The sequence below is a fragment of the Corynebacterium hiratae genome, from assembly GCF_009708045.1.
Lineage (GTDB): Bacteria > Actinomycetota > Actinomycetes > Mycobacteriales > Mycobacteriaceae > Corynebacterium > Corynebacterium hiratae.
This window is the reverse complement of sequence record NZ_VIOG01000005.1, coordinates 127,331-143,625: the sequence shown is the minus strand read 5'-3', so window position 1 is coordinate 143,625 and position 16,295 is coordinate 127,331. Positions and strand designations below refer to the sequence as shown.

Annotated in this window: 19 protein-coding genes; 4 read left to right on the top strand and 15 right to left on the bottom strand. The window is 61.0% G+C overall.

Translation table 11 applies throughout. The features are described 5' to 3' along the window. Positions 1-3: 3 nt before the first annotated feature. The 8 genes from FME68_RS05960 to ruvC all read right to left on the bottom strand — a co-directional run bounded on the left by FME68_RS05960 (position 4) and on the right by ruvC (position 8,122). Positions 4-558, bottom strand: a complete 555-nt coding sequence (locus FME68_RS05960; protein WP_046648146.1) for an adenine phosphoribosyltransferase — start codon at positions 556-558, stop codon at positions 4-6. Further along, positions 555-2,165 (bottom strand): ABC transporter substrate-binding protein, encoded by a 1,611-nt coding sequence (locus tag FME68_RS05955; RefSeq protein ID WP_328287739.1) that lies wholly within the window; start codon positions 2,163-2,165, stop codon positions 555-557. Before FME68_RS05955 ends, FME68_RS05960 begins: the two co-directional genes overlap by 4 nt. Positions 2,166-2,168: 3 nt before the next feature. After that, complete coding sequence (secF, locus tag FME68_RS05950) at positions 2,169-3,332, bottom strand: protein translocase subunit SecF (protein ID WP_158396596.1); 1,164 nt, start codon at positions 3,330-3,332, stop codon at positions 2,169-2,171. Positions 3,333-3,334: 2 nt separating this feature from the next. Then, positions 3,335-5,131 carry a protein translocase subunit SecD gene (gene secD / locus FME68_RS05945; protein WP_158396681.1) on the bottom strand — a complete coding sequence of 599 codons (1,797 nt, stop codon included), beginning with the start codon at positions 5,129-5,131 and terminating at the stop codon, positions 3,335-3,337. 246 nt (positions 5,132-5,377) lie between these two features. After that, positions 5,378-5,710: a preprotein translocase subunit YajC gene (gene yajC / locus FME68_RS05940; RefSeq protein WP_046648149.1), complete on the bottom strand. Its 333-nt coding sequence runs from the start codon at positions 5,708-5,710 to the stop codon at positions 5,378-5,380. 51 nt (positions 5,711-5,761) lie between these two features. Beyond that, complete coding sequence (ruvB, locus tag FME68_RS05935) at positions 5,762-6,847, bottom strand: Holliday junction branch migration DNA helicase RuvB (protein ID WP_049154902.1); 1,086 nt, start codon at positions 6,845-6,847, stop codon at positions 5,762-5,764. Between the two features lie 15 nt (positions 6,848-6,862). Next, entirely contained in the window at positions 6,863-7,471 is a 609-nt protein-coding gene (ruvA, locus tag FME68_RS05930) for a Holliday junction branch migration protein RuvA (RefSeq protein WP_158396593.1), read from the bottom strand. Between the two features lie 39 nt (positions 7,472-7,510). Continuing rightward, positions 7,511-8,122, bottom strand: coding sequence for a crossover junction endodeoxyribonuclease RuvC (gene ruvC, locus FME68_RS05925; protein ID WP_049154893.1), 612 nt, complete (start codon positions 8,120-8,122; stop codon positions 7,511-7,513). 139 nt (positions 8,123-8,261) lie between these two features. On the opposite strand from ruvC, the gene FME68_RS05920 reads away from it, so the two are divergent. Beyond that, the gene (locus tag FME68_RS05920) at positions 8,262-8,957 is read left to right on the top strand and encodes a nitroreductase (protein ID WP_158396591.1); all 696 of its coding nucleotides are present in this window, start codon (positions 8,262-8,264) and stop codon (positions 8,955-8,957) included. A 5-nt stretch (positions 8,958-8,962) separates the two neighbouring features. On the opposite strand, the gene FME68_RS05915 is transcribed toward FME68_RS05920, so the two are convergent. Together FME68_RS05915 and FME68_RS05910 are read right to left on the bottom strand one after the other, a co-directional pair. After that, positions 8,963-9,718 carry a YebC/PmpR family DNA-binding transcriptional regulator gene (locus FME68_RS05915; RefSeq protein WP_102234139.1) on the bottom strand — a complete coding sequence of 252 codons (756 nt, stop codon included), beginning with the start codon at positions 9,716-9,718 and terminating at the stop codon, positions 8,963-8,965. 128 nt (positions 9,719-9,846) lie between these two features. Next, positions 9,847-10,710, bottom strand: coding sequence for an acyl-CoA thioesterase (locus FME68_RS05910; RefSeq protein WP_144012923.1), 864 nt, complete (start codon positions 10,708-10,710; stop codon positions 9,847-9,849). 118 nt (positions 10,711-10,828) lie between these two features. On the opposite strand from FME68_RS05910, the gene FME68_RS05905 reads away from it, so the two are divergent. From FME68_RS05905 to FME68_RS13225, 3 genes are all read left to right on the top strand, one after another. Next, complete coding sequence (locus FME68_RS05905) at positions 10,829-11,311, top strand: DUF3817 domain-containing protein (RefSeq protein ID WP_158396588.1); 483 nt, start codon at positions 10,829-10,831, stop codon at positions 11,309-11,311. Positions 11,312-11,441: 130 nt separating this feature from the next. Then, positions 11,442-11,882 carry a hypothetical protein gene (locus FME68_RS13230; protein ID WP_230308910.1) on the top strand — a complete coding sequence of 147 codons (441 nt, stop codon included), beginning with the start codon at positions 11,442-11,444 and terminating at the stop codon, positions 11,880-11,882. Positions 11,883-11,917: 35 nt separating this feature from the next. Next, positions 11,918-12,550, top strand: coding sequence for a hypothetical protein (locus tag FME68_RS13225; protein WP_230308909.1), 633 nt, complete (start codon positions 11,918-11,920; stop codon positions 12,548-12,550). On the opposite strand, the gene FME68_RS05895 is transcribed toward FME68_RS13225, so the two are convergent. The 5 genes from FME68_RS05895 to FME68_RS05875 all read right to left on the bottom strand — a co-directional run bounded on the left by FME68_RS05895 (position 12,535) and on the right by FME68_RS05875 (position 16,274). Beyond that, the gene (locus tag FME68_RS05895) at positions 12,535-12,993 is read right to left on the bottom strand and encodes a LemA family protein (protein WP_071409732.1); all 459 of its coding nucleotides are present in this window, start codon (positions 12,991-12,993) and stop codon (positions 12,535-12,537) included. The genes FME68_RS13225 and FME68_RS05895 overlap by 16 nt on opposite strands. Then, positions 12,994-14,094, bottom strand: a complete 1,101-nt coding sequence (locus tag FME68_RS05890; protein ID WP_158396586.1) for a glycosyltransferase family 4 protein — start codon at positions 14,092-14,094, stop codon at positions 12,994-12,996. It abuts the gene before it with no gap. A gap of 16 nt (positions 14,095-14,110) precedes the next feature. Beyond that, positions 14,111-15,013, bottom strand: a complete 903-nt coding sequence (locus tag FME68_RS05885) for a phosphatidylinositol mannoside acyltransferase (RefSeq protein ID WP_046648161.1) — start codon at positions 15,011-15,013, stop codon at positions 14,111-14,113. Between the two features lie 63 nt (positions 15,014-15,076). Then, complete coding sequence (gene pgsA, locus FME68_RS05880) at positions 15,077-15,703, bottom strand: phosphatidylinositol phosphate synthase (RefSeq protein ID WP_046648162.1); 627 nt, start codon at positions 15,701-15,703, stop codon at positions 15,077-15,079. After that, positions 15,696-16,274, bottom strand: a complete 579-nt coding sequence (locus FME68_RS05875) for an ATP adenylyltransferase (RefSeq protein WP_328287738.1) — start codon at positions 16,272-16,274, stop codon at positions 15,696-15,698. The genes pgsA and FME68_RS05875 overlap by 8 nt, the downstream gene beginning before the upstream one ends. Positions 16,275-16,295 lie beyond the last annotated feature (21 nt).

Genomic DNA, 16,295 nt, shown 5'->3' with positions numbered 1-16,295 from the left:
ACCTTAGTCCTTTGTCCCCATCTGGTTGAGCACAATCAGCGGAGAACCTTCCAGGCGCTCGCGGCCCTCCAGTCCCTGAACCTCCAGAACCACGACATTGCCCACGACCTCTGCTCCTGCGGACTCCAGGAGCAAGGTAGCGCCGTGGAGAGTGCCGCCGGTGGCGAGGACGTCGTCGACAAGCACAATGCGCTTGCCCTTGATGTCTATGCCGCTGTTAGGGATCTCCAGCGCGGCGGTACCGTACTCCAGCTCGTACTCCTGGGTCAGCACCGGTGGCGGCAGCTTGCCTTTCTTGCGAATGGCCAAAATACCTACCCCCAACTTGTACGCGACGGCTGAACCCAACAGGAATCCGCGCGCATCGAGGCCGCCGATCATGTCAGCACCGAGCTCCTTGCAGGCCTCAGCCAAGCCATCGACAACGGCGGCGAAGGATTCAGCATCGGCCAACACCGGAGTCAGGTCCTCGAAAAGGATTCCTTCCTCCGGGAAATCCGGGACAAGGCGAACCTTGTCTTTCAGGGCTTGTGCTGCTGCGACGTAAATCTCGCTCACGACTCTTCCTTTGTTTCGGTTGCTTCATTTCGGGTATAGCCCCAGCGGTCGAGATTCCACCCGATACCCGCAGGGCCAGTGTAGGGCACCACGCCAGTCACAGCGCGATCAACGATGAAGGTTCGGGGCTGCGCGGCGATGGGAATAGACGGCAGCTCCTCCCAAAGCTCTTGTTCCAGTGTGCGTAAAGCCGCAGCGTTCTTCACACTGGCAGTGGGCGCGGAATACTCCCGCATCGGGTCTACGGCTCCAAGGTAGACGTCGATCTCCGGCAACCCCGTCGAGGGGTCGGCGTCCAGTTGGGCACGGGATACACGATCCCCCGAACGATCCTCCACCGTAATCCCGGCTGGTTCGCAGGCTGCGCGTAGCTCCTCCACCATCGCTTTATAGCGCGGGTTAGGTGCCAGGTATCCGACGCCGACCGTATAGCCAGCGAGGCCGGAAGCAGTGGCGGTGTCTACAGGGACTGTGGTGAGCGACGCCATGTGTGATGCCACCGAATCACTGGTGCTCACTGTCCGCACGGAGACGGCGGGTACCTCCACGCCGGATTCCTTTGCGGAAACTTCTGCCATGCGTTGTGCATCGACGCAGGCAGCGAAAGCGGCGCGTGCCCACGGCTGCGCGAAGGTGCCGGCTTCGGAGAAAACCAGAGTATCGGTCATGCCTCCCGCAACGGAGTTAACGTCGACCGGTTTTCCTTCTGCGTCCCGATTCAGCCACGACGGTGCCGCGGTAGGTGACTCGGCCACGCGCAACTCGTCCGAGGCCACAAATGCAGCCGCATCCGCCGTGTTCGGCAGCATGACGATCTCCTTCAGCGACGGCTTGTCGCCGTAGTAGTTGTCGTTGGCGGTGAGTACGATGGCGCCGTCGTCCTCGACGCGATCAATGCTGTAAGGACCAAAGGAAATCTGTAGCTCGGGATCGAAACGGCCTGGTTCGGTAGAAAACCCCTCGCGCCACGCCTCCGCCACAGGCTGCAAGGTCGTCACGTCGTAGGCGTGAAGCGCCGCGTTGAGCTCCTCCATGCTAAGCCCTGCTCGCTTAGCTAACGCGTGGGCGGGCACCACCGTGCCCGTCCCAAACAGGTAGCGCCAGCGCGAACCAGCATCTGGGTTAAACCAGACGGTGAACTTCTTGCTATGCGGTGCACACTCCATCTCGGCTATGTCTTCCGCCAGCGGGAGGTGAGAGCCAAAGGTTTCGCTCAACTGCCCGGCGGTATATGCCAAAAGGTAGTCATCGCACGTCACCGGTTCGCCGTCGGCAAAGCGTGCCTGTTCCGTGAGCGTGAAGTCCACACGAGCGCCAACGCCCTCGCTCTCGGCCGGAACGTACTCAGCATCTGCCAGATCCGAGTTCGGAACCATTTGCCCAGCTGGGCCTGGCACGTACAACGCAGGGAACACGCGGCTGGCAAGCTGTGCGGCGCCCGCAGCTTCGCCCCAGGCAGAAGCCGCATTGCTGGTAGCGATTCGGGCGTCGCTCAGCACTGCGAAGCGCGGCGGCGGGACATCCTTGCCTGCCTTGTCCTCCTTCGCTCCGCACGCGGAAACGGTAAGAGCAACAGCGAGCAGTGCCGCGACTAATGAGGCGCGCACGATTTAGCGCCCAGGGCGCCAGGACGCGCCACCGGACTCCTCGCCGCGCGGCTTCGTTGCTGGCTCGGAGGCCGTGGATGGGGAAACTGCTGCCGGGGATACCACAGTGCGCGCGGGCTTCGGAGAATCATCGTCGGCGTCGTCTGCGTCCCCGCCTTCCGCCCGATAAGCGGCGACCTCAGCGTTATGCTTCTTGACGCTCTTGCGCTGGTTCGACAATGTCACCAGCAGCGTCGTTGCGAGGAAGATGGAAGAAAAGACGCCCTCGATAACGCCGATGAACTGGACTAAGGCCAGATCGCGCAGGGTACCGATACCCATCAGCCACACAGCGACGATGAACAAGGCGATAATCGGCAGCGCGGAAATGACCGAGGTAGAGATAGAACGCATCACGGTCTGGTTGATGGCTAGGTTGGTGAGATCGGCATAGGTCTTCTTGCGCTGGCCCTCCAGCCCAGTCGTGTTTTCGTCGACCTTGTCAAAGACAATGACGGAGTCGTAGAGGGAGAAAGTAAGCACGGTCAGCAGGCCGATAATGACCGCCGGTGAAACCTCAATTCCGAAGAGGGCGTAGATACCCGAGATGAAAACACCGTCAAAGATAAGGGCGAGGATGGCGGCAAAAGCCATATCACGCTGCAGGCGAACCGCCACGTAGATAGTGGCGAGCACCAGGAAGACCGCCATGGCGATGACCATTCGCTTGGTAATCGACGCACCCCACGATTCCGAGACCGTCGAAGAACCGATCGCGTCCGGGCTGGGCTTGCCGTTTTCATCCTTGACTTGGAACTCTTCAAAGATGGCCTGGCGTGCCTGATTCACCTGATCCTGGGACAGGCGCTCGGAGGTGATTTCCAATGTCTCCGAGGAACCGGCGCCCACAATCTGCACCAGCTCCGGTGTGACACCGGTGGCATCCGTAAAGGTTTCCTCCACCTGCTCGGTGCTGAGGTCTCCCGCCGGCATGTTGAGCTTCGTACCGCCTTCAAAGTCAAGGGACAAGTTAAAGCCGCGGAGCGCAATGGCCAAAATGGACGCGATGAGCAGCACGCCGGCGATGGTGTACCAGGTTTTGGCCCGGCCCACGAAGTCGAATCCGCTGCCGTCCACGTAGAGACGGTCAAAGCGGGAAATCTTGCGGTTAGTGGTTTCGACAGCCATGTTTACTTCTCCTCATCCGCAGCGGTAGCAACGGGGTTCTTGGCCGGTTTGGCATAAAAGCCGCGTTCACGGCGCTCCTCCACAAGGTTGTAGATGCCACCAAGGCCATTCATGGATGGTTTAGCGAAGGCCGGGCGGCTGCCGAGGAGCTGCATGAGCGGTGCCATGATCAGGAAGGATACGACGAGGTCGAAGATCGTGGTCAGCCCCATGGTGAAGGCAAATCCCTTGACCGCACCGATGGACAGGAAGTAGACCACGACGGAACCGATCAGGGTAACTGCCTTACCCGTGACGATCGTTGCACGGGAGCGTTCCCAACCCGTGCGGGTAGCGGAGCGGAATGTGCGGCCGCCCAAGAGCTCATCCTTCATGCGCTCGTAGTAGACCACGAACGAGTCAGCCGTGGCGCCGATACCGATGACCAAGCCCGCCATGCCGGACAGGTCCAGCGAGTAGCCAATCCACCGGCCCAACAGAACCAGAGCGCCATAGAGCAGGACACAGGTGGCGATGAGCACCAGCAAGGCCACGGCGGACAGTGCGCGGAAGTAGTAGATGGAATACAGGGAGACCAAAATCAGGCCGACAATACCCGCAATAAGCGCTGCCTCAAGAGCTGCCTTACCCAGTGACGGAGGCACGGTTTCCACCGTTCCGCCCGGCTCGCCGTTAGCGCCCGTAAAGGACAACGGGAGCGCACCGTAGCGGAGGTTGTTGGCCAAGTTCTGGGCTTCTTCCTGCGTGAAATCACCCGTGATGGACGTGGCAGAACCCACCGGAGTCGCACCCTGGATAACCGGTGCGGAAATAACGGCGGAGTCAAGAGTGATGGCCACCTGCTTCTGCAGGTACTCCTGCGTCAGGGTGGACCACGTCTGAGAGCCGTTGGGGCCGTCGCCAGTCTTGAATGCGAAGCTGATCTCCATCTGGCCGGTTTGGCCGTTGAGACCGCCCTGAATTGGGGATTGGGTATCGATTTCGTTACCGGTCAGGCGGGTACCGTGTGGATCCTCAATGCCATCCAGCAGCGGAGCCGGCATCAGGATATAGGGCTGCTGGTTCGAGTAGTCACACGCCACGAGCGGCTTTGCCGGATCGTCCGTGCCGGCCAGCGGATCGGAATCGGCATCGCACCGCATCAGGCCCAGGGCCGCGGTTTGAACGGTGGGATCCTCGGACTGACGGTCCTTGAGAAGAACCTCGTTAACCTGGTCGCGACGTTCGGTTTCTTCCAGAGAGTTTGCTGGGTCCGGAAGCGGCTTTTCGCTCACGGTCGGGGCCGGAGACTTCTTCGCGTCCTTGTTTTCTTCCTTCTTATCCTCACCCTGGGCAGCATCGGCGCTCTGGTTAAGCGCGTCGTGGATAGAGGCCAGTGCGTCATTCGCCTGCTCCGGTGCCACGACGCCGAACTTGACCCAGCGGTTCGCCATATCCGTCATGGTCTTTTCAAGCTTGTCCAAGTCCGGCATCGGCTGTTCACCCACTGGGCGGAACAGCAGCTGCGAGGTTTGGCCTACAGCCTGCGCCTGGGAAGCGTCTTCGCCCGGCACCGTAATGACCAGGCTAGAGCCGCTGATAACGACCTCAGAGCCGGAGACGCCCATACCGTTGACACGCTGCTCCAGGATGTTGCGTGCCTGCTGCAGCTGATCCTGGGTGGGGTCTTCGCCCTGCGGAACGAGGGTTACTCGCGTACCGCCCTGCAAATCAATGCCGAGCTTGGGAGTCGGCGATTTATCGCCGGTTAGGAAGATAAGGGCGTAAACCACAATGACGATGAGCACAAAGAGCGCCATTGCTCGTCTGGGCCATTGCCGTTGACGGCTGCTAACGCCACCACGTTTCGAAGCGGACACAAAGATCTCCTGTGTTGTGAGGAACAGGGCTAAAAATCATGGGTCATGGCAGCCACTGCCACGCACGTGCTGAGTGTCGCGGCGCCACCATGACTAAAGCACAGTCCATCATCGTACGTCATGGACCGGCATAATCCTTAACAGGTTTAAGGTGAGGCACCCGCAGTGTGACGAGTGCAACTTGTTTTAGAGCTTCGGAAAGCGTTCGTCCTCACCCTCCTCCGGCTCAGCCGCTGCTTCGTTCTGGGAAGCAATCGGCTCCGCGGAGCGCACGATGGCCATGGTGTCGAAGGTCATCACCGTGCCGTCCTTGACTCGCAAATCAACCTGTTCACCGCGGGCCTCCACCACGGTTCCGTGCAGGCCACCGGCCGTAATCACGTCTAAGCCTGGGCGCAACGAGGACTGGAGCTCCTTCATCTGCGCTTGGCGCTTGCGCTGCGCGCGCATGGACATGAAGCTCGGCAAAATGACGAGGACGGCGAGAACAAGGAGAAGAATAAGTTGGGTTCCGTTCATAAAAGGCCAGTGTGCCAGACCTGCCCGCCTCCCGGCCAATTGCCGGGACGATTAGAAGAGTGTCCCGCCGACAGTTCCTTCGGGCGCCTCAAGGCCCAGGTGCTGCCAGGCCGCTGCCGTGGCAACACGGCCACGCCCGGTGCGGGAGATCATTCCGGCGCGCACGAGGTAGGGTTCGCAGACCTCCTCGACGGTTGACGGTTCCTCGCCCACCGCAATAGCCAACGTATTAACCCCCACGGGTCCACCGCCGTGTCCCTTAATGAGGGCCTCGAGCACCGCGCGGTCAAGACGGTCCAGCCCACGTTCATCAACGTCGAAGACCCGAAGCGCTGCCTGGGCAGCTGCCACATTAATGTGCCCATCTCCGTTGACCTCGGCATAGTCGCGCACACGACGCAACAGCCGGTTAGCAATACGCGGCGTCCCGCGCGATCGGGAGCCGATCTCCACCGCGGCATCCTGGTCGATATCAACCTCCAAGATTCGCGCTGCTCGGGTAATCACTCGGGTGAGGTCCTCGGTATCGTAATACTCCATCTGCGCGGTGAAACCGAAGCGGTCACGCAACGGACCAGTCAGCATGCCCGCGCGCGTCGTCGCTCCCACCAGAGTAAAAGGTGGGATTTCCAGCGGGATGGAGGTCGCCCCCGGGCCCTTGCCCACGATGACATCGATGCGGAAATCCTCCATTGCCATGTAGAGCATTTCTTCCGCGGGACGGGCGATGCGGTGAATTTCGTCGATGAAGAGCACGTCACCTTCCATGAGATTCGACAGCATCGCGGCCAAGTCTCCGGCCCGCTCCAGTGCGGGGCCGGACGTCATGCGCAGGGAACTTCCCAGTTCTTGAGCGATAATCATCGCCATCGTGGTCTTGCCCAGCCCAGGCGGGCCGGAGAGCAACACGTGGTCCGGGGTTACCCCGCGGTTTTTCGCACCATTGAGCACGAGCGATAGCTGTTCGCGCACCTTGGGCTGGCCGATGAATTCATCAAGGGATTTCGGGCGCAGCGAGCGCTCAATATCGTGCTCGCCTTGCTGTTCGGTGGCGTCCACATCCTGGTTTCGCTGCGGAGGCGAGCTCAGATCCATCCCCTCCGGCAGCTTAAACTCAGTGCGTTCTACGTCTGACATGTCACCCACTCTCCCCTATTTTTTCGCGCCCAGTTGGCTCAGCGCTGCCCGCAGCACCACCGGCGTCGCTGCATCGGGCTGTTCAGCCACTACCGATTCCACCACCGGACGAGCCATCTTGTCCGTAAAGCCCAGCCCAATGAGCGCCTCAACGACATCCTCCACCACGGGGCCGGCAGCTGCAGGGGCGGAGGCCGCAGGATCAGCACCGTCCGTGGGCGCAAACGCCTGCACCTTGTCCTTGAGTTCTAGGATCAAACGCTGCGCCACGCGCTTTCCTACCCCCGGAATCTTCTGCAGCCGTGCAGCCTCCTCCCCCGCGATTGCTTGGGCCAAATCACCTGCGCCCATCACGGACAACGCGGCCAGCGCCAGTTTGGGCCCCAACCCAGAGACCGTCTGGAGGACGTGAAACATGTCGCGGTCATCCTGGCTGGTGAACCCGTACAGCGTCATCGAATCTTCTTTCACCACGAGCGTGGTCATGACTCGGGCTTCCTCACCACGCTGGAGCGTGCCCAGCGTGGCTGGGGTGGCCAGCACCTTGTATCCCACGCCGGCGCATTCGAGCACGGCATGATCAAGCTGGATGTCGAGGACGGTTCCGCGCAAAGATGCAATCATTACCTAGGTTCCTTGGTTCGAGTGGATGTACCACATAGCTTAAGAGGTCGTCTTCGCCGCCCGAGAGACGGACGCGGTGCGTGGTGAGGTGCCGCGCACACCGCTCGTTCGTGCCCCAGCCCCCACCCCAGCACTCGGATCACCCCCGCTCATCCATGCCAGAGCCGGCGCACGCCAGCAGTGGCAGACGGCAAGGGCCAAGGCATCCGCAGCGTCCGCTGGCTTGGGCGCCTCGCTGAGCCCCAGAATGCGGGTGATCATGGCGGTCATCTGCTTCTTATCAGCGCGCCCGTTGCCCGACACCGCCTTCTTCACCTCCGACGGGGTGTACATGTGCACTGGGATGTCGCGCTCTGCGGCTGCAAGCACCAAGACGCCGACTGCGTGCGCGGTCTGCATCACCGTTGATACCTCACCGCGTTCGAATACTCGCTCGAGTGCCACGACATCCGGCTTATAGTCATCCATCCATTCCCGAACCGCAACTGACAGCCGCTTAAGGCGCTCTCCCAGCTCCTTGTCACTGGGCGTGCGGACGACACCCACGGCGATGGGAATGACCGCGCGCCCACGTCCGGCTTGGACAACAGACAGACCACAACGCGTTAGACCGGGATCAATACCCATAACGCGCAACCCCTCCAAGTTCACGGCTGCCTCCTCGCCTTTTTATTCTCACCCTATACAACCACTTGTTTATCTAGAAACAGTGTACACACATGTGTTCTAGTGCAAGCAGTCCCCCAAGCCGAATACACTCCCTCAGATCGTGGGTCGTAGAGTGGCGCGCATGCCTCAACATCCTAATGGCTTTTCTGAGTTCATCCGTTCCCGCCATTCCGCGCGCGCGTTCCTTCCGGACCCCATCCCCGCAGAAGTCATAGAGCAAGTGCTGATCGACGCCCAATCCGCCCCCTCCAACTCCAATACCCAACCCTGGAATGTGCACCTGGTTGGCGGTACGGCATTGCAGGACTTGAGCACGGCTCTCATTGCTGAGTTCGATAAGAGTGGAATCAATCCGGATTTCACGATTGACTACGGTCAAGGCGTTCACCCGCAGCGCTCGCAGGCGTTAGCAGCCAAGATGTACGGGCTCCTCGGTATTGCGCGCGAGGATAAGGAAGCGCGCTCGGAATTTGTCCGTGAGAACCTTCGCTTCTTCGGCGCCCCACACACGGCTCTGCTCTTCATTCCCCCAATGGGCGATCGTATCCGCGCTGCCTTTGATCAAGGTACCTATGCAGAGAATTTCTTACTCTCGCTCGAGGCACACGGGTACCACGGCGTCCCGCAAGGCATGATTTCGCTCCTCGCCCCAACCGTCCGTGAATTCCTCGGAGTGGACGAGGAGCACAAGCTTGTCACCGCCCTGACCTTCGGCATTGCAGACGAGTCCAGCCCTGTGTTCAACACATCCCCGGGCCGTGCCCCGCTGTCAGAGACGGTAACTGCTCATGGCATGGATGGCCTCAAGCTCGACTAGCCGCGTTAGTCCTCGTCCAGCTGGGCGAGGACCTCTTCGCTCAAGTCCATGTTGGTGTAAACGTTCTGGACATCGTCCGAATCCTCAAGAGCGTCGATGAGGCGGAAGATCTTGCGGGCATCATCTGCCTGCAGCGGCACCTCGACCGAGGCGCGGAAGTCGGTATCGGTGTCATCGACCTCGATATCGGCAGCCACGAGCGCCTCGCGCACGGCGGGGATATCACCCGGTGCACAGGTAATCTCAAACTTCTCGCCGTTGTCGTTGACCTCTTCAGCGCCGGCTTCCAACACGGCGAGCAGGACGTCGTCCTCACTAAGCTCGCCCTTTTCCACCAACACCAAGCCGGTGCGGGCGAACATGTATGCGACGGAACCGGACTCGCCGAGGTTGCCGCCGTTCTTGGACATCGCGGTACGAACATCGGTGGCTGCACGGTTGCGGTTATCCGTCAGACACTCGATGAGCATGGCAACACCATTCGGTCCATAGCCCTCGTACATTACGGTTTCCCAATCGGCACCGCCGGCTTCTTCGCCGGAGCCGCGCTTGCGGGCGCGCTCAATGTTGTCGTTAGGAACAGAGGCCTTCTTGGCCTTCTTAATCATGTCATCGAGGGTGGGATTCGCCGCCGGGTCACCGCCGCCGGTGCGGGCAGCCACCTCGATATTCTTAATCAGCTTGGCAAATTCCTTGCCACGCTTGGCATCGTTCGCCGCCTTCTTGTGCTTCGTTGTTGCCCATTTAGAGTGGCCTGCCATGTCATCCCTTTCGATGTGGCTATATAAAAAGCTTGTAGAAACTGCTGCAATTATACGGCCTTGTCCTGTATCCACAGGAACAGGGGTCCGCGCGTAGGTCTCGCACGCCGTGTTGCTGACCCCGGGGGCTAGACGTTTTGCCAATTCCCGTTGGCACTTGAGCCTTCGGCGTCCGGGTGCAGGATACGCGTCAGGCCCTCCTGCATCGCCACGGCCAGTAGCTCGCCGCGCTGATTGAAAATCTTGCCCTCTGCGAGCCCCGTCCCCGTTTGTGCTGACGGACTGGACTGCGAATACAACATCCACTCATCCACTCGAACTGGCCGCAAGAACCACAGAGAATGGTCCAGGCTGGCTAGCTGAATCCTCTCGCCCTGGTGCGGAAGCAATGCTGTACGAATCAGCGTCATGTCCGACATATACAGCAGCGCCGCCTGGTGGAGGGACTGGTCGGCAGTGGTAAGAAAGTCACCAGTGTTACGGAACCAAATATTCCTAAACCCGGCTCCGGTGGTTTCCGCGGCAATCGCGTCGCGGTCCGCATCCGGGACAAGCCGCACATCCCAGTCTTCCCACTCTTTCAAGATGATTCGGGTGGAATAGGGCGAGTCCTTAATACTCTCCGGTGGCGGCACCTGCGGCATGTCTGCTTGGTGCTCAGGGCCACTGTCCCCTGGCGCTTGGAAACCAGCGCTGAGCATGAAGATCAAGCGATCGTTTTGAAAGACCCGCACGTGTCGATGCGCAAAAGAGCGGCCATCCCTAATCCGCTCGACCCGGATGGTGGTGGGAGCGCCAGAATCGCCCGGCCCCACGAAGTAGCAATGCATGGAGTGGGCAAACTTGTCGTCAACGGTGAGCTGCGCCGCGCGGAGCGCCTGCGCCATGGTTTGCCCGCCAAAGGTGCGCGTAATGAGCGATGGAACCACGGGGCCGCGGAACTCGTCGTCGCCGATTCGCTCGAGGTCGACCGCCTGGGCCACCGTTGCCATGTCTTGCTCCCTTCCTTGTGCGTTGTGGCGTTCGCCGCGATATGGCGCCCGCCACACTAACCCCGACTATCCTACTCACGTGCTGATCCACCCCCGGAGGTTGCGTACTATATTCCGCATGACTTCAACCACGCCGCACAGCGTGCACCGCGTAGCCGCTTACCTGGAAATGGTCACGTGGGGATTGCTGATCGTCTCGATGATCCTCAAGTACTCGGGCACCACCGCAGCACTCACCCCACTTGCGGGAGGTATCCACGGCTTTGGCTTCCTGTGCTTTTTGCTCATGACGGCCCTGGTGTGGATTAACAACCGATGGCCAATGGGCATCGGGATCCTGGGCCTGGTTGTCACCGTGATTCCCTTCGCAGCATTGCCTTTTGCGCTGTGGGTGTCGCGGCGCGGGCTCGTTGCTGGTCCGTGGCGGTTTAGCGATGACGCGGAGCCGCAGAGTTTCTTCGACAAGCTCTTAGCCCAGGCAGTGCGCCACCCCGTCCGCACCGCGCTCATCGCGCTGCTCGTCGTTGCCGTAGTGTTTAGCATCCTTCTCTTTTTGGGCCCACCCGTCGACGTCGAATCCGCCATTGAAAATAATCGCTAAAGTCCCGACTATCTGGGCTGGATGGGTGCTGGCACGCCTTTTCCTTATCTACCTACTGGTCAACGAAACGGGTCCGCTCGGGGATGTCCGGTACTACCTCGCGGGCGTATACGGAGATAACCCCCGTGACATGACGGAATATCCCCAGGTGGGCACCTGGCCCAGCGTCCTCCTTGCGTGGATTACCGGCGACGACTTCGAGGCCTATGCCATCGGCTTTACGGCAATGGTGCTGCTTGCCGACGGCGCCTTCCTCGCCCTTCTCCTACGCCATCACCGTTCCACCCCTGGGGCATATAGCGCCGGATGGTTTTGGGTGTTCTTTGGCACCGCGGCGGGCCACGTTTTCGCGTGGCGGCTCGATCTCTATCCTGCCTTGCTGGTTGCCGGTGCGGGCGCGCTACTAGCTACCCGCCCGCGGCTCGCCTCAGCTTTGTTGGCGTGGGCCACCGCCGCGAAGCTGTGGCCGGGGGTCCTCGCTGCGGGCTCGTCGGGAGAGCAAGCTCCCGCGATACCTGGCGGCGGCTCGCCGCGTTCTTTGGAAGCCTTCTTGCCCTGTGCCTCGGTGTAGCAGCGATGACCAGCGTGGATAGGGTTCTATCCCCGTTGACGTATCAAGGTGAGCGTGGTCTCCAGATTGAGTCTCTAGCCGCTACGTGGTTCGTGTACCAGGCGCATCGCCATCCTAATGTGTGGACGATGGGATACGCGGCCTCGAAGAGCTATGAGATCTCCGGTCCCGGCGTCGACACGGCACTCGCTATCAGCACCATCGCGACGGGCGCGGCCCTCGTGTGGATCGTGGGCGTAGCATTCGCGCACTTTCTACGGGGGTTCTGGAGCCCACATTCCACCGTGGTCTTTTTCATCGCGGCGATTCTGCTTCTCATCGCAACGAATAAAGTCTTCTCCCCGCAGTACATCGTGTGGCTCGGGCCGATACTAGCGGTGGCGCTTCGCTCCCCCGTCCCCAAGTCACCCGCCGGGCAACGGCAGAGGGCCGCCGATATCAAAGGGGTCCGCACCATCATGGCCGTCCTCGCCGTGGGAACAGCGGCTTTGGGAACCGTCATCTACCCCTATGGCTATGACTACATCTGGTTCTATGTCGGTGAGGACCCCAACCCGGTGTATGCCCTCGTACTGCGCAACCAGCTCATCCTCGTGATGGCTGTACTGGCTCTCTACTGGCACCGCCTCGAGTATCGCGCAGCGCGAGCAGCTCACATGTCGATCTGACTTAGTTCGAAAAACTCAGGCAGCTTCGCTGTTCCCCCCAAGCGCAGCAGCTTGACAGCGGGGCGCAACCGCAGCGCACGAGTATCGCTGACTGCTTCGTTGTAGAAGCGGTGAGCTAGGTGAATGCGCCCTTCCGCGTCGGCAAGCAAAGCCGGACGTGATTCAAAGCGCTGCTGGATGGCTGCGGACAACTCTCGCTCCCGGGTGGCACGCTCATCGAAATTCCCCTGCGCCAGGTCGGTAGACTCCGCCCTCGCCGCAATGCCCTCGAGCTCCGGCGCCAGCGCGCTCACGACCGCCGCACGGCGGTCGAGCGTGGACTCCAACTGCGCTAACGCCGCATCGGTGCGGATGTGGAGGGAGTTGAGCCGCTGTGCTGTGTACAGGGCCCACATTCCGAGCACAATCGCCAGAGCAAGGATGATGACAACTTCGATCGGCATTTAAGACACACGCACCTTTGTTCCGTCCGCTACCGTTTCATAGACGCGCATTACGGCTGCGGCCACATGGTCCCAATCGTATTCGCGAGCCCTCTCCATTCCCGCTGCGGTCAAGGCGTGCCGCTTGCCGGAATCGCTCACCACATCGTGCAGCACGCGGGCTAGATCCGTGGCATCACCGTTACGGAACAAAGCACCGGCGGGTGTATCCGAATCGACGTTGCACACCGCGGCGAAGGCCTCCAAATCTGAAGCCACGACCGCGCAGCCGGCGGCCATCGCCTCAACGAGGACGATGCCGAAACTTTCGCCGCCCGTATTGGGAGCCACATAGATATCGGCGCGCCCGAGGATGGCTGCTTTCTCAGCATCGCTAACCCGGCCCACGAATTCAACCCCTGGGGCGCTTCGCGGATGCCCTCCGCCCATGACCGTCACGCGGACGGGCTCTGGGAGGAGCGTCAGGGCCTCGAGAAGAATGTCCAACCCCTTGCGCGGTTCATCGAGGCGTCCCAAAAACACAATTTCAATCTCCGAATCGCGTCGCTCACGCTCAGCCCGCTCCCGCTCGCGGGCATACACGGAGGTATCCACGCCATTGGGGATAAGCACCGGGTCACCGCCAAGCTGCTCCACCTGCCAGCGCCGCGCCATCTCCGAGACCGCGATCCCACCCCGGACCTTTTCCAGATATGGGCGCAGGAAAGGCTTGGCCAGAGTCAGCGCGAGAGAACTGGAGGCGGATGCATGGTACGTCGCCACGATCGGCCCGCGCGCCAGTGCCAAGGCTGCCATGGAATAGCTTGGGGAGTTCGGTTCGTGAATGTGGAGGATATCGAAGTTGCCCTCGCGGATGAAGCGCTTGATGTTGCGGCGCACGTGCGGGCCGATGGACAGGCGGGCCACAGATCCGTTATAGGTGATCGGCACCGCCCAGCCTCCCTTGCGCACGAAGCTGGGGACCTGCGTGCTTGCCGACGACGGCCCCAGCACCTCCACATAATGGCCCTGTTCAATAAAAACAGTAGCCAAGTCAAGGATGTGGGCCTGAACGCCGCCAGGTTCGTCGAAGGAATAGGGGCAGATGATACCGATCCGCATGATGTGTTCTGCCTTTCTATTTCTTCGCGCGCGCCGCCCGCCGACGTTCTACGTCGGCGTTCCAATGCGGCTGCAGCATGTGCCAATCCTCTGGATGCGCTCGGATGTTTTCTGCGAAGCCTTCTGCGAGCCGCTGGCAGGTCTCGTGAAGAGTGGTAACTTCCACCTCGGGGCTGACGGACAAGCCCCATTCCTTACCATCGAACCACGAGTGCACCACGTGGAGGGCCGCTCCCGTCTCGATGGCGAGTTGGGCGGGGCCTGCGGCAACGTTGGCTTCTTCGCCCATGAAGTCTACCGGCACACCAGTGCGTGTGAGGTCACGCTCGGACAACAAACACACCACGCCACCGCGCTCCAGGGTGTCTTTCAAACGCGGAAAAGGCGAGGAACTTCCGCCGGTCAGCGGCAAGACGGTAAAGCCAAGGCTCTCGCGGTAGTCCACAAAAGCGTCGAAAAGCGCCTCGGGTTTTAGGCGCTCGGCCACGGTGGTGAATCCGCCATAATGACCCACGCAGAAAACACCCGCCATGTCCCAATTGCCGGAGTGTGGAAGGGCGAAGATCACCCCGCGGCCCGATGCCACGGAGGCGTCCGCGTGCTCCTTGCCGCGCAGCCCTGCCAATAGGCGTTTCTGCAGCTCGGGGTCCGAGTGGATGGCAGGCAAGCGAAAGGCCTCGAGCCAGTAACGCATGTAGGAACGCATCGAGTCACGCACCAGCTCGCGCGTCACGTTTTCGGCGCCCACCACGCGGCTGAGGTTGCGGCGCAGCTGCTCCATGCCCTTGCCATTGTCGCTGGCCAGATCCGCGCCGCGCTCAAACAGCCAGGCAGCCAGTGGCTGTGGGAGAAAACGTACAACTTTCCAACACGCGATGTACGCGGCGGCCGTCAGGCGTTCACGATCCACTAGAGCCACGGTTGAGAAGCCTTTCTGTGCGGGCCGGGGTCGGGTGCCGGCTGAGCGGAGCGATTACTTAGGCTAAAGATCCTTCTTGAAACGCGCTTTAGTGTCCTGGCGCGCCGCTTGGCGCATGCGCTGGTAAATGGTGAAGACAGAACCGACAGCTAGGAGCCAGAGCGAGACTTCTAGGGCATAAGGAACCCCCAGTCCCTCCAGACCCACGCCGCCGAGGCCCAGAATCAGGCGCTCGGGGCGCTCGACGAGTCCGCCGACCATCTTAAAGCCGGAGGCCTCACCGCGCGCCTTGACATAGGAAATGACCTGGGAGCTCACGAGCACCACCATGCAGGCGGCGAAGTTAAGCGGGTGAGCATTGTCGACGTACACCATCCAAAAGGCAATCGCTGCGAACAATGCGCCGTCGGTAATGCGGTCACAGGAGGCGTCGAGAGTAGCTCCGAAGTTGGAACCGCCCGTAGTCAGGCGTGCCATGGTGCCGTCGAGCATGTCGAAGGCTGCGAAAAGCCCCGAGAGTAGCGCTGCGGCGAAAAGGTGGTCGAGCGGGATGAGGATGACCGAGATAGCAATGGTGACAATCGTCCCCACGATGGTGACGATATTGGGGGTCAGGCCCATCTTGAGGAAGAGCTTGGCCACTGGGACCACAACCACGGCGGCGGGCTTGCGCCCATGAACACTAAGCATGCGCTTCTCCTAAGATGATTCCCTCGGCGGCGAGCTCTGCCCACCCCTGCGCCAGCAGGGAGCGGGTGTCCTTGAGGAGCTGCGGCAGCACTTTGACGCCGTCCACGATAGTCATGAAATTAGAGTCCCCGCTCCAGCGCGGAACAATGTGCATGTGCAGGTGCTGCCCCACCGATCCACCGGAGGCGCGCCCCAGATTGAATCCAGCGTTGACGGCATCGGGGCCGGAGACCTTCTTGAGAACCCGGATAGCTGCTTGGGCAAACTGGAAGAGCTCACGGGATTCCTCCTCGGTGAGGTTTTCCAGCTCAGATTCTTGGCGGTATGGGATCACCATCATGTGCCCTGCGTTATAGGGATAGAGGTTGAGAACACAGTAGACAAGCTCGCCGCGGGCAACGATGAGCCCGTCCTCGTCCGACATCTGTGGAATCTCCACGAACGGATTGTGGGCTTTCTTCGGCACGTCGCCGGCGCCGCCCTCACGCTTGATGTAGCTCATGCGGTACGGCGCCCATAGGCGCTCTAAGCGGTCGGGCGTTCCCAGGCCGGTATCGACGTACTCTGCCACTCTGTATGTTCTCCCTTTCTA